This window comes from Cytobacillus praedii, assembly GCF_001439605.1.
Classification (GTDB): Bacteria; Bacillota; Bacilli; order Bacillales; family Cytobacillaceae; genus Cytobacillus; species Cytobacillus praedii.
In genome coordinates this window covers 1-13754 of sequence record NZ_LMBX01000006.1, presented here as the reverse complement: position 1 = coordinate 13754, position 13754 = coordinate 1, and the positions used below count along the sequence as shown (strand labels likewise).

General features: G+C 35.6%; 14 protein-coding genes. 9 read left to right on the top strand and 5 right to left on the bottom strand.

What is annotated here, in order from left to right; all coding sequences use genetic code 11:
- Positions 1 to 145 precede the first annotated feature (145 nt).
- Complete coding sequence (locus ASU02_RS25725; RefSeq protein WP_082631737.1) at positions 146 to 283, bottom strand: YuzL family protein; 138 nt, start codon at positions 281 to 283, stop codon at positions 146 to 148.
- Between the two features lie 115 nt (positions 284 to 398).
- On the opposite strand from ASU02_RS25725, the gene ASU02_RS08185 reads away from it, so the two are divergent.
- Positions 399 to 641 carry a YkuS family protein gene (locus ASU02_RS08185; protein ID WP_198317420.1) on the top strand — a complete coding sequence of 81 codons (243 nt, stop codon included), beginning with the start codon at positions 399 to 401 and terminating at the stop codon, positions 639 to 641.
- A 46-nt stretch (positions 642 to 687) separates the two neighbouring features.
- Here the strand turns inward: ASU02_RS08185 and ASU02_RS08180 are convergent, their stop codons facing one another.
- On the bottom strand, positions 688 to 1620 hold the full coding sequence (locus tag ASU02_RS08180; protein WP_057762878.1) for a substrate-binding domain-containing protein: 933 nt from the start codon (positions 1618 to 1620) through the stop codon (positions 688 to 690).
- A 119-nt stretch (positions 1621 to 1739) separates the two neighbouring features.
- On the opposite strand from ASU02_RS08180, the gene modA reads away from it, so the two are divergent.
- The 3 genes from modA (at position 1740) to ASU02_RS08165 (ending at position 3766) form a co-directional block, all read left to right on the top strand.
- Positions 1740 to 2555: a molybdate ABC transporter substrate-binding protein gene (modA, locus tag ASU02_RS08175; RefSeq protein ID WP_057762876.1), complete on the top strand. Its 816-nt coding sequence runs from the start codon at positions 1740 to 1742 to the stop codon at positions 2553 to 2555.
- A 5-nt stretch (positions 2556 to 2560) separates the two neighbouring features.
- Positions 2561 to 3214 (top strand): molybdate ABC transporter permease subunit, encoded by a 654-nt coding sequence (modB, locus tag ASU02_RS08170; protein WP_057762874.1) that lies wholly within the window; start codon positions 2561 to 2563, stop codon positions 3212 to 3214.
- Between the two features lie 99 nt (positions 3215 to 3313).
- A complete protein-coding gene (locus tag ASU02_RS08165; RefSeq protein WP_057762873.1) occupies positions 3314 to 3766 on the top strand; it encodes a cupredoxin domain-containing protein in 453 nt (150 codons plus the stop codon).
- A 266-nt stretch (positions 3767 to 4032) separates the two neighbouring features.
- Here the strand turns inward: ASU02_RS08165 and safA are convergent, their stop codons facing one another.
- A complete protein-coding gene (gene safA / locus ASU02_RS08160; protein WP_082631736.1) occupies positions 4033 to 4659 on the bottom strand; it encodes a SafA/ExsA family spore coat assembly protein in 627 nt (208 codons plus the stop codon).
- Between the two features lie 342 nt (positions 4660 to 5001).
- Between safA and pflB the strand changes: the two genes are divergently transcribed.
- The 3 genes from pflB (at position 5002) to ASU02_RS08145 (ending at position 9203) form a co-directional block, all read left to right on the top strand.
- Positions 5002 to 7227 (top strand): formate C-acetyltransferase, encoded by a 2226-nt coding sequence (gene pflB / locus ASU02_RS08155; RefSeq protein ID WP_057762869.1) that lies wholly within the window; start codon positions 5002 to 5004, stop codon positions 7225 to 7227.
- 86 nt (positions 7228 to 7313) lie between these two features.
- Entirely contained in the window at positions 7314 to 8042 is a 729-nt protein-coding gene (pflA, locus tag ASU02_RS08150) for a pyruvate formate-lyase-activating protein (protein ID WP_057762867.1), read from the top strand.
- A gap of 96 nt (positions 8043 to 8138) precedes the next feature.
- Positions 8139 to 9203 (top strand): hypothetical protein, encoded by a 1065-nt coding sequence (locus tag ASU02_RS08145; protein WP_057762866.1) that lies wholly within the window; start codon positions 8139 to 8141, stop codon positions 9201 to 9203.
- Between the two features lie 125 nt (positions 9204 to 9328).
- Here ASU02_RS08145 and ASU02_RS08140 read toward each other — a convergent pair whose 3' ends face one another.
- Both ASU02_RS08140 and ASU02_RS08135 read right to left on the bottom strand, forming a co-directional pair.
- A complete protein-coding gene (locus tag ASU02_RS08140; protein ID WP_057762864.1) occupies positions 9329 to 10159 on the bottom strand; it encodes a glycerophosphodiester phosphodiesterase in 831 nt (276 codons plus the stop codon).
- Between the two features lie 564 nt (positions 10160 to 10723).
- On the bottom strand, positions 10724 to 11539 hold the full coding sequence (locus ASU02_RS08135; RefSeq protein ID WP_082631735.1) for a sulfite exporter TauE/SafE family protein: 816 nt from the start codon (positions 11537 to 11539) through the stop codon (positions 10724 to 10726).
- A gap of 114 nt (positions 11540 to 11653) precedes the next feature.
- Here ASU02_RS08135 and ASU02_RS08130 point away from each other — a divergent pair, with 114 nt between their 5' ends.
- Entirely contained in the window at positions 11654 to 12559 is a 906-nt protein-coding gene (locus tag ASU02_RS08130) for a LysR family transcriptional regulator (protein WP_057762862.1), read from the top strand.
- A 370-nt stretch (positions 12560 to 12929) separates the two neighbouring features.
- Entirely contained in the window at positions 12930 to 13661 is a 732-nt protein-coding gene (locus ASU02_RS08125) for an urease accessory protein UreH domain-containing protein (protein ID WP_057762860.1), read from the top strand.
- The last annotated feature ends 93 nt before the right edge of the window (positions 13662 to 13754 follow it).

Sequence of the window (13754 nt, the reverse complement as noted above, 5' to 3'; positions counted from 1 at the left end):
AAAGAAGCACAGCTTTTATTAGAACTCCCTTCCCCACATGCAATAACTCAAGCACGAATGCGCTTACCGCTCTTCGTATTTCCTTTATATACGCCTAAAAGTGGGTCCTGTCCCATAGAGAGCTAAAAATGGTGCTTCCGCTTTTTTATATATCCTGTTTCTTCTTTTTATGACGTGAAGAAGATGAAGCGAAACCGCCTGTTTCTATATTAGTTGTCCCCTGCCCTTTTACTTCTGGGGAGCTCAATCCTGCTTTTGATGGGTCCTTTTTACGCTTTCCCAATATGTAATCACCTCCCCCCTTACTTTTTCATTCTCCTTTCAATTTTATACTTGAAAAAGTGAGAATAATTGAGGGAAGGAAAAGGCATTATACAACATAGGAGGTGTGATTAATTATGAAAAAAATTGCTGTGGAACAATCGCTAACTAATGTCTCAGAAGCACTTAGGGAAAAAGGGTATGATGTCGTTGATTTGAAATCAGCTGCCGATGCAGAAAATTGCTCGTGCTGTGTGGTAAGTGGAATGGATTCAAATGTAATGGGTATGCAAGATGTATCGACAAAAGCACCTGTCATCGAAGCGAGCGGATTAACTGCAGATGAGGTTTGTTCTCAGGTGGAATCAAGATTACAATAAAATAGGATAAAAGACTAAAGAATGACTCTCTTTAGTCTTTTAATTTTCAAAAGGTTTCATACATAACCTTTCCTGTTTCAGTCATATCGTAATCCCCCATTAATTGAATGTCTTTCTTCATCTCCTCTGAGTTTAATATGTGATGAATTCGATTAATGATTTCTTTATTTTCTTCATTTTTTATTAACACAAGATCATATCGTTCTTTAATTAGCGGGACAAATTCAACACCGACAATTTTTGCCGCTTTTTCAATTCCAATCCCAATATCTGCTTTCCCGCCAGCAATCGATGATGCAATGATTAAATGACTTGTTTCTTCACTGAAGTAGCCATTCACTTCACTTGATCTGATCCCATGAACCCTCAACTGTTCATCCAATAGAATTCTTGCACCTGACCCTCTTTCTCGGTTAATAATTTTCACATCTTCTCTATTTAAATCAACCCAGCTATTAATGTTTTTCGGATTCCCGTTTTTCACGTAGAACCCAGCCCATCTAGATAAAAAGTTAATGACAATAAACGGAAAACCTGTGAGGATTTTTTTTACATATGGAATATTATATGTCCCTGTATCTCCGTCATAAAGATGCAGGCTCACTAAATCACATTGATTATTGTACATAGCAATTAAACTGTTTAAGCTGCCAGAATATATACGTAAAGGTCTTAACTCTTCTTCGCCTTTTTCCAGTTTCTTTGCGAGTAAGTCTAATGCTAGATCTTGCCCGCTAATTACAAATGGTTTTGGCTGGCTGATAGGAATAGAGCTTTGACTAACTGAAATTTTTATATTTCCTCCAGTTTTTTTTCTATCTTTATATTCCTCTAAATCCTTCATGTCCACTCTCATTTGCCTGCCAACTCGATAAGATGGCAATTCCTCTTTTTTTATCAAATCATAAACAGTAAGCTTAGATACCTTTAATAAGGAAGCGACTTCTTCAATTGTGTATGACACATCTTTATCAGACATAGAATCCATCCAATCATTTGTAATAATGTGATAAATATTACTGTTATAATTAGTTATAACTAATTATAATTAATTATAACGTGTTAAATAAAAATATAAATAGAAAGTGAGATTGAAAAATGAAAAATAAAGGGTTAATATCTTTACTACTTCTGCTGTTCATGCTGATTATTTCTGGATGCTCAAATAAGCAAACGGATCAATCATCAAAAGAGACTGCCGATGCAGAAAAAACAGAAACTATTGAGCTAACGATTTCAGCGGCTGCGAGTCTAGAAGATGCGATGAATGAAATGAAACCCCTCTTTGAACAGGAAAATAAGAATATTAAAATTTTCTTTAATTATGGAGGCTCAGGATCTCTACAGAAGCAAATTATTCAAGGTGCCCCTGTCGATATCTTCTTTTCCGCAGCGAAGGATCAGTACAATGAACTCGTTACAAAAGGTATTATTGATAAAACTCAAGGAAAAGATCTATTGGAAAACTCTCTTGTCTTAATCATACCAAAAGAATCGAAAAATCGGATAAAAGGATTTAAAGATCTGACAAACTTTGAGAATAAGAAACTGGCACTTGGAACACCTGAAGCAGTTCCTGCTGGTATGTACGGGAAACAAACACTTGAAAATATGAATATTTGGGATCAAGTGGAGAATCATCTTGTCTTTGCAAAAGATGTGAGACAAGTGTTAACATATGTAGAAACTGGAAATGTCGATGCGGGGATTGTCTATAAGACTGATGCGTTATCTTCTGACAAAGTTGAAATTGTTGAAGAAGCTAACAAGAAAAGTCACGATCCAATTGTTTATCCCGTAGGAATTGTGAAAGGAACGATACATATGCAAGCAGCCGAAAGCTTTTTTCAATTTCTCCAAAAGGATTCTGCTAAAGAAATATTTGAAAAATACGGATTTATAGTAACGGATTGATAGAAATGAATGATGCATTTTTTTTCCCTGTACAGCTCTCATTAAAAATTGCCTTTGTTTCACTAATTATTGTTTTCATACTTGGAATTCTTCTAGCCAAATTTATGGTTAAAAAGAAGTTTAAGGGAAAGATTATTGCTGAAACAATCATTTTGCTCCCTCTTGTGCTCCCGCCAACAGTTATCGGTTTTTTATTAATAGTGGTTTTCGGGAATACAAGTCCAATCAGTAATTTAATCGAGTGGTTATTCAGCAAGCCAGTGATGTTTACTTGGTGGGCAGGTGTTATTGCATCTACTGTTGTTGCCTTGCCACTCATGTATCAATCTGCAAAAACAGGATTTTCAACTATTGATCCTGCCATTGAAGAAGCTGCAAGAGTGGATGGTGCTGGTGAATGGAGGGTGTTTTTTCTAGTAACAATGCCTCTTGCTTATCACTCTCTTATATCCGGTGCGATTCTTAGCTTTGCCAGAGCTTTAGGAGAATTTGGAGCTACATTAATGTTTGCAGGCAATATACCTGGTAAAACACAAACGATGTCTACTGCTATTTATATGTCAATAGAATCTGGCAATATGGAATTAGCCTGGCTTCTTGTCACAACGATGATTATAATTTCTTTTTTTATGTTGCTTGCAGCCTCTCGATTTAGATAGATTGATTTTATAAATGAAATTAATGATAAAGTAGACAAGTTCTCCCCCCCTACCTGCATATCTATAATAATGGAAAACCATATATTAGGGGGAGAACAAATGCCATTTTTTGTGTTGAAGAAAAGGTCCATTATCATGTTTTTCATTTTACTTACTGTTGTAGCGTCGGCATCTATTTGGCTAATTATGAACACAGGTTCTGAGACAGTGTTTAATCAAGAAATGAAGGATGAAGTTCGCGAGATTCATATGGTTACGGGAGAATTTAAAGCAACTTTATCAGATGGCAAAGAAATTGAATCTTATCGTTGGGATCCAGGAACAATCTTTATGGAAAAGGGAGAAAAAGTAAATTTAATGATCTCAGGTATAAATGGAGCTGAGCATCCCTTTTCTATTGAAGGGACAGACATTAAAGGAATTGTGAAAAAAGGCGAAGAAACTGTTGTTCCATTACAATTTAAAAAAGATGGGGTCTACCGATTAATTTGTCATACTCACCAAGATAAATCACAAAACGGACCAATGATTGCATACATTGTTGTTGATTAAAAAGAGAGGCACTGGAAAAATTTCCGGTGCCTCTCTTTTTAATTTAAGCGGGTGTCATTAACTTATATGGGTAAAAATGAATTCCCGTGCTTCAGAAAGCTTGCAAGTGAGCACCTCCAAAGTGAATAAACCAATGTGAAGCTTCACTTGCACCACTCCTCTGAGCAGCATTCTTGCATCTTCCACTCCTATCAACTCAACTTTTTTTCAAAAAGCATTTATAAATAGCGTTAGTTCAAAATAATATTTTTTAATCACTAAGTAGATTATTTAGAAATAAACATTTGCGTCCAGTAATGTCCATAGGAGCCACCTTTTACATATCCAACCCCGATTTCTGTGAAAGTACTGGAAAGAATATTTTTGCGGTGCCCTTCACTGTTCATCCATGCTTGAACGACTTCGTTTGGAATAGATTGTCCAGCAGCAATATTTTCTCCAGCAGAACGGTATGATATGCCGAAGCTCTTCATCATTTGGAATGGTGTTCCATAAGTAGGTGAATTATGGTCGAAATATTTACGATCAATCATATCCTGAGATTTGTATCTTGCAACTCTCGCAAGCTCCCAATTTGATTTTAATGGGTTTAGTCCATACCTAGCTCTTTCCTGATTAACAAGTTGTACAACCTGATCTTCTACACTCGTTGTAGCAACTGATAAACTAGGAATATTCACTTTTTGTCCAGGATATATCATGTTAGGATTCGTGATTTGCTTGTTTGCGCTGATAATTTCAGGTACACCAATTTGGTATTTGACAGCAATTTTCCACATGGTATCACCTGACTGCACAGTATGTACGGTAGAGGCGCTTGCATTAATAGAAAGTCCAAGGGCTAGAGCAACAGACAATAGAATAGTGAGTGATATCTTTTTAATTGTTTTCATAATTCTATTAAACCAAACTCACTTATTCTATTAAACCGGTAAATGCTGCCTATTCATTTCGCTATATTTCCATATCCGTTGTATTTTGTCATTGCTAAATTAAATTGAACTAAATTTATATAACAGTAATACGAACTTTGATTTCCGTTATAATACAGTTAGTTAAAGAAGTGAAAAAGATATTTTATCATCAACCATTCCTCTTCATTTAATCATTGATAAATCAATGTTCACAATTCAGTCGAAAAGATTGTGATGTCCTTCACTAAATATCTGTTATACTCAAATTGTAAAAATTATAAGAACTGTATTATACAACTCTAAACCCTGAGGTGAATGACAATGGAACAATGGAAAGGCTTTAAAAGCGGAAACTGGGAAAATGAAGTAAATGTCCGTGATTTTATTATAAACAATTTCACTATTTACCTTGGAAACGATAACTTTCTTGAAGGCCCAACAGACTCAACGACTTCCCTTTGGAACCAAGTGATGGAACTAACTAAGCAGGAACGAGAAAGTGGCGGTGTCCTTGATATGGATACTGAGATTGTTTCAACAATCACTTCACATGGACCAGGCTATTTAAATAAAGACAAAGAAAAAATTGTCGGCTTCCAGACAGAAATGCCTTTTAAACGCTCCCTTCAGCCTTATGGAGGCGTACGGATGGCAATTTCCGCCTGTGAATCCTATGGCTATGAAGCTAGTAATGAAATGGAAAAGATTTTTACTGAGTATAGGAAGACGCATAATCAAGGTGTATTTGATGCTTATACAGATGAAATAAAGCTTGCTCGTAAAGCAGGAATTATTACAGGTTTACCGGATGCTTATGGACGCGGAAGAATTATTGGAGATTACCGCAGAGTTGCGCTCTATGGTGTGGACGCACTAATAAAAGCAAAGAAAGAGGATTTAAAAGCAACGAGCCGTGTAATGACAGAAGCAAATATAAGGCTTCGTGAAGAGATATCAGAACAAATTCGTTCTTTAAAAGAATTGAAGCAGCTCGCACTAATTTATGGCTTTGATATTTCAGAGCCTGCCAGCAGTGCAGCAGAAGCATTTCAGTGGCTTTATTTTGCCTACCTTGCTGCAATAAAGGAACAAAATGGTGCAGCGATGAGTCTTGGGCGTGTATCGACTTTTCTTGATATATATTTAGAAAGAGATCTTCAAAACGGTGTGATGACTGAACAAGAAGCGCAAGAACTTGTTGATCATTTCGTTATGAAGCTTCGTCTTGTTAAATTTGCAAGAACGCCAGATTATAATGAATTATTTAGTGGGGATCCAACATGGGTAACGGAATCAATTGGCGGGATGGCATTGGACGGTCGGCCTTTAGTGACGAAGAATTCTTTCCGGTTCCTTCATACTTTAAATAACCTTGGCCCAGCACCTGAACCAAATTTAACTGTTCTCTGGTCATCGAAACTGCCTGAAAACTTTAAGCAATATTGTGCAAAAATGTCGATTGAGACGAGTTCTATTCAATATGAAAATGACGACATTATGCTGCCTGAATTTGGCGATGATTATGGAATTGCTTGCTGTGTCTCAGCAATGAAAATTGGTAAACAAATGCAATTCTTCGGTGCACGTGCTAATTTAGCGAAAGCCCTTCTCTACGCCATTAATGGAGGGCAAGATGAAAAGCTACATGCTCAAGTCGGACCTGAGTATGCGCCGATAACTGGAGAACACCTTACCTACGAAGAAGTAATGAATAAATTTGATCATATGATGGAATGGCTGGCAGATTTGTATATCAATACGTTAAATATTATCCATTTCATGCATGACAAATATAGCTATGAAAGAATTGAAATGGCGCTCCATGATTCGGATGTTATTCGTACCATGGCAACGGGTATTGCAGGACTAAGTGTTGTTGCAGATTCATTAAGCGCAATCAAATATGGACAGGTAAAAATTGTTCGAGATGAAAATGGTTTAGCAGTTGATTTCATCACGGAAGGCGATTTTCCGAAATACGGGAATAATGATGATCGTGTAGATGGCATTGCGGTTGATATTCTCAAACGCTTTATGAAAAAACTGAAAAAGCATCAAACCTATCGTGATTCCGTTCATACATTGTCTATTTTAACAATTACGTCCAATGTGGTGTATGGGAAAAAAACGGGAAATACACCTGATGGACGACGTGCAGGTGAACCGTTTGCACCAGGAGCCAACCCAATGCATGGCCGTGATACGAAAGGTACGCTCGCTTCCCTTTCTTCAGTAGCGAAGCTCCCCTATCAATATGCATTGGACGGTGTTTCAAATACATTTTCGATTGTGCCTAAAGCGTTAGGTAAGGATAATGAAAGCCGTATTCGTAATCTCGTATCTATACTTGATGGCTACACAATTAAAACGGGGCATCACTTAAATGTGAATGTCTTTAATCGAGAAACATTGGTAGATGCAATGGCGCATCCAGAATTATACCCGCAATTAACAATTAGGGTATCAGGTTATGCGGTAAACTTTATTAAGCTGACGAAAGAACAGCAGCTGGACGTTATAAATCGTACGTTTCACGAAACCATGTAATAAGAAAAGCGGAAGCGTTCAAGAAACCAGTATTATTGTCTATTCTTGCACACTCTTTCTACCGCTCAAATGAAAGGAAGATAATTATGATCGGAAACATTCATTCAATTGAAACATTTGGAACTGTTGATGGACCCGGCATCCGATATGTTGTATTTACACAGGGCTGTCTGCTGCGCTGCCAATATTGCCATAATGCGGATACGTGGGAGATAGGCACAGGCAGGCAAATGTCTGTTTCTGAAATCATGTCTGACTTACATTCCTACCTTCCTTTCATTGAAGCATCTGGAGGCGGCATTACTGTTAGCGGTGGTGAACCGCTGCTGCAAATCCCTTTCCTTATTGAACTCTTTAAAAAATGTAAGGAGGCTGGGATTCATACTACAATTGATTCATCTGGTGGCTGCTATTCAAATTCACCGTTATTTCAAGAACAATTAAAAGTGTTATTGCAATATACTGACCTCGTTTTACTCGACTTAAAACAGATTGATAAAGAGAAACACAAAAGACTGACTGGTTTAACAAATGAACATATCTTAACATTTGCTCGCTACTTGTCTGAAAATGAAATACCAGTTTGGATACGCCATGTACTTGTTCCAACCATTTCAGATGATGAACAGGACTTAATAAAACTAGGTAAGTTCATCCGTTCATTAACTAATGTGGAAAGAGTTGAAGTCCTCCCCTACCATAAGCTTGGTGTATATAAATGGGAAGCGCTTGGTCTAGAATATCCTTTAAAAGAGATAGTGCCGCCTAGCGAAGAAACAACTGCAAGGGCTGTCCGAATCCTTACAAAAAATTAACACACTTTTCTTACATGCAGCATCTGGCCATTGCTGCATTTTTTGTTTTTCTTCTTGTTTAAATACAGTATAATTAAATCGAAGGAGTGGATATATTTGACAAATACAAATGCAAAAAGGACAAAACTTCTCCTATTTTTCATTTTTATTAGTTTCATACTCACTGCAAATTTTATTTTATATAGCATACCAATATTAGAGCCCGTACCTAGTGGTGCGGTAATTGGTTCCATACTCGATTTCATGATTGTAATTCCTTTGCTCGCTTACTTTTTTATCATTCGGAAGAGGTTTTCACTTAAGTACATGGGGGTTGTCATCATTGCTGCATATGGTGCTGCCTACTTTATTATTCCGAATGAGCATTTTTCACAATATTCTTTTTTGCCATATATTATTTTCCTTTCCGAAGGATTGCTTGTTATAGTTGAGCTCTTCATAATTTATAAGGTTATATCAAAGCTGCCTAGACTCATTAGAAATTATCGATCCATTTCGAATCAAGATTCACTTTTTCAATTTAATGTTAGGAAAACTCTTCAAATTCATCTTCCGAATAATCGTCTTGTTGCAGTTTTCTTGACGGAGGTATCCATGTTTTATTATTCTCTGTTTACTTGGCGGAGAAAGGCAAATATTCAAAACGGGTACTCCTACACTTATCATAAAAAGTCGAGTGTTAATGCCGTTTATATCATGCTTATTCATGCGACAGTCATTGAATCGATTGGCCTTCATTATTTTCTTCATCAATGGAATGAAATGGCTTCTTGCATTCTTTTATTCATTAACTTATATGCCATTCTTTATTTTCTGGCTGAAATTCATGCGATTCGTCTTACTCCGTTCGTACTCACAACAGATCGCCTTCTTCTGCAGACTGGCTTTTCCAAAAGCATGGATCTTCCTTTAGCGAAGATTAAAGAAATTAAATATTACGATGGTCCAGAAAAGTTGAATAAAAGAGAGATGAATAACCTTTTTGATGCAAGGGTTATTGACTTTTTTCAAGAAAAACCACAATTTGAGATAAATCTAAAGGAGCCTCAAGAGGTGAACTTCAATTATGGAATAAAAAAAGAAGTCAAACGAATTATTTTAAATGTTGATGATCCAGAGGTTTTTTATCAGGCTGTTCAAAAAAAGCTTCGTGAAGAATGAAACTGTTTCTGAGTAAGAAACAGTTTTTTAATTGGCTAATTTCGTATTGAAGGTAATTATGACAATAATCCAAATAAAAAAAGGAATAGCACCTATCCCTTTTCTTAAACCTTTTTACAAAAATATTAGTTTCTAGGATCTACATAATCCGGGTAATCAGTGATGATCGCGTCAACCTTCATATCGAATAGAAAGTCCGCTGCTTCTTGACTTCGTACCGTCCATGATCCTATTTGCATACCAAGAGAGTGAACTTGATTGACTAATTCTTCTGTCACAATTCCATAGCTTGGGTTAAACCAATCCGCATAGGTTGAAAATTCTTGTAAAGCTTCCGCAGTTGTATCTTTAAGGTTAGAAGTTAATACACCGATTGGAACTTTAGGAAGAAGCTGGTCCATACTTTTCATTGATTCAAAGTTAAAAGATTGAATAATGATTTTTTCATTTTGCGGTTTATCGAGATTTCGTTCTTTTAATGCTTCTGCCACTTGTTTTTCAATACCTGGGTAAAGCTCCGGAGCCTTTAATTCTATTAAAATTCCAACTTTTCCATGGTAACGATCAAGAATCTCTTCAAATGTTGGAATTGGTTCTCCTGCAAATTGTTCCCCTTTCCAACTACCTGCATCAAGACTTCTAAGCTGTTCAAATGTTAAATCCCCTACTTTTCCCGTTCCATCAGTTGTACGATCTACTGTTGTATCATGTATCACTATTATTTCACCATCTTTACTTCTTTGTACATCGATTTCAATATAATCGGCTTTCATCTCAACTGCTAGATCAAAACCAGCAATCGTATTTTCGGGTGCATACCCTGCTGCACCACGGTGTGCTACATTATCCACTTGTTTTCTTTCGCCTACTGTTGGTTCTTCTGCAAACGCCTGACTGAATGAGCTGAATAACAACGAAAAGGCCACCCCTGTACCAATTAATAATTTTTTGCTCATTTTCTCCATCTCCTATCTAAAATATATATTCAAATATATTCTAGGAAAGGAATGTTGAAGCAGTATGTAGATATATTTATAGCTTAATAAAGATTGTGTTAACAAAATCCGATCTTTTTCCTTACGTTTTTTTACAAATCTACTAATGAAATTTATAGAATAGAAATAATTTACTACGCCATTTTGCCTACGTCTCTTTATAAGAGTACATGTGATATAAAACATCATGACAATTTCATTTATAAAGGTTCCCAATTGAGTGAAGCTTTTCCTCTTCAGCAGTAATTTTTTTATCAAATAAGATTATTTTATCTAGAACAGTCAATGGGATATTCATAGAATATCAATAATAGGAATTGTGTTACAAATATCGAAGATAATAATCAACAAAATTTTTCATTATGATTTTCTATTTCGATTTCTGCTTGATACTGATCCTTATGGTATGCTTGGAAGAATTGTTCCTCTGAAGGTTTGAGGTCTGAGTGATAACCTTTTAGTTAATTTGATGAACAACAAAATATTAATAATGTTAAAAATTAACCCTTCTATCTATATTTAAATTTAAAATATTTTATAAGCCATCTGTGTAATCAAAAAGAACATAATTGTAATTAATAATAACTTTGCCATTTTTAATGAAACTTTAGGTAAAACAAGTATGCCAAATTGAGAGCCAATAATGGAACCGATAGCCATCGCTAAAGCATATGACCATTGAATAAATCCAGTTTGATAAAAAATGATAAATGCTCCTGCACAACTTCCAAAAATTAAAACCCTTGTTAGTTGAACAGCTTTTATATAAGTCTGTTCTTTTTTCATGTAGTACAAAATACTAAATGTGGAGGAGCCGGGACCAAATCCTCCATCATAAGCTGCTATAGAAAAGATAACAAAATGTGTCCATATTTTTTTAGTTGATTCATGATGAGCACCTTGACCCGTCTCATTCCATCCCTTATTTTTCAAAGTAACAATTAAAGCAAAAAACAAAAGAATGAATGCAATCATATTCATTGTTTTTTCAGAGAGATGCGTCGTAATTAGAGCCCCTCCAACTCCTCCTAAAAATGCTGAAAATAAATTTTGAATAATTGTTTTAATACTTAGGTGCTTCTGTTGGATAAGATAGAATACACTTAAAAATGCAGCAATACCTGAGGAAAATTTATTAGTCGCAATACTAGTCTGAATAGGAATACCAGTTAATATCATCGCAGGAAGTGTAATCAGTCCGCCTCCACCTGCTAAAGTTCCAATAAAAGAAGAAATGATTCCGATAAAGAATAGGATAATTAAATGAAAGTTTAAGAATGAAGCACTCACTAAATACAGAGCTAAGATAAGAAAAAATAATAGAATTATTTGTTTTTTCATTATGTTCTCCTTTTTCATCGTCATTGATAATAAAAGGATATATAATGATTATTAATAAATCTAATATATATTTTTAGTCAATTCATAAATAAATTTTATGAAAGGATTTCGAGTATGAATCTTCATGCGTTGCGCCTCCTTATAAAAGTAGCTGAATTAAAAAGTGTAACAAAAGCAGCTGATGCTCTTTCAATTAGCCAACCGGCAGTAACCATTCAAATTAGAAATTTGGAAAAGGAAACAGGACTAAAACTAATAGAAACAGTGGGAAGACGGATAAATCTTACAAAAGAAGGAGAGTTCTTGGTTGAACGTGCTCTAACCTTATTTGATATGGAAAAGGATATTGAAAATAAGCTTTTTCAGCTGAAAAATGGTGAATTACAAGAACTGCGAATAGCCTCCACCTATTTGCCAGCTAATTTTTTATTACCTGTATGGCTGGCAAAATTCAAAATGGATTTCCCATCTGTTAATGTGAACCTTTATAGCGGCAATTCCAATCAAGTATTAGAAAACTTACTTCGCTATAATTCTGATATTGCTTTCGTAGTGAAAGAAGAGTGGAATAATCCTGATATTTATCTTGATCACTTAATGGATATCGATTTTTGGTTTATTGTCCCACATGGTCATAAATATGATGGACAAGAAGTTTCATTAAGAGAATTGATGACGGAGCCTTTTTTATTAAGAGAAGACGGAAGTTCTACAAGGGAAATCCTATTTTCATTATGCAAAGTCTATCGTGTCCCTATCCCCAGAATTGGATTGCAATATCATGGTCTAAATGAATCCATTCGTTCTGTCGTTGCTGGATATGGTACGATGCTAGCTCCGCAACTAGCAGTTAGAGAATATTGGGAACGAGGGGAAATAGGCAGAGTGATTGTTAATGAAATTGAGGTAAGACGACCTGTTTATATTTGCAGCCGTAAAAATGACAAAGAATTTCCCCTAAATCTGAATAGATTTATTGATTATGTAAAAAGCAGTTATGAGGTGCAAAATCCTATATAAAGTAAAATTAATTAGATGTGAACAGTCTGAAACCGCATTTTCTAAAACGAATGCGGCTGTTTTGTTATGATAATTTTATCTTAATCTATTATATATTCTGATCGTGGAATAACAAAATTCTGCATATTAACACAGGACTTTTAATCAACCTTTATTAATAATAATCAATCCTACTTTCTAAACTACACCTTCCATTCCTAAAATAAAGTCAAGCACGGATGCACTTTCGATCTTATTCAAGTCCAAACGGAATAAGAAACATCCTCTTCTCTTAAAAAAGTTAACGAATATGTAATTAATTAAGAAATCACTTGCGTGTATATTTGGTATTCTTAATAGTAAGATATCCTACAGCTTTGGAGGAAAAAAGATGTATCAATTGCTCAATGATCTTTCTCAAGCTTTAAGTGGTCCTTTTCTATCCATGGTTGATGAGAGTAAAGAAATTCCATTGCTGGGTGCTTTTATACTTGGTTTAGTTGGTGCGCTGGCACCTTGTCAGCTTACAGGAAACATGGGTGCAATTACCTTTTATGGGAACAAAAGCATTCAGACGAATAATCATTGGGTAGAAGCATTCTTTTTTATAATCGGAAAAATTACCGTTTTTTCAGCTTTAGGCTTTTTTGTCTGGCTTCTTGGTCAAGAGCTGCAAATGATGCTCCCTGAATATTTTTCGATTTTTCGAAAGTTAATGGGTCCATTGTTCATCATTATGGGACTTGTCCTAATCGGAGTGATTCAACTTAAATGGGTATCTAGAGTAAGTGGAAAAATGCCAGCATTTAAAGGGAACGGAAAATTGGGATCATTTTTAATGGGGGCAATCTTCTCTATTTCGTTTTGTCCGACGATGTTCTCACTATTCTTTTTTGGGCTTATGCCTTTAGTTTTAAATTCTACTTATGGTGCAGTCCTCCCTCCTATTTTTGCGATTGGCACATCTGTCCCGCTCATCGTATTTTTAATGATCATTTATGTATTAGGTATGGATGGTTCCTTGATGAGAAAAAGCCGGAAAATTGGGCAATTTATCCAAAGAATTGCCGGAGTGATTCTGTTGTTGATTGGCATTATGGATACAATTACATATTGGGCATAAAAAAACGCTTGGTTCTGGTGGTTACCCCCAAAAATTAGAGTTTTATTATGCAGCTGATTGGCTGGATTGAGTTCGGTATTCGACTGGACTCAA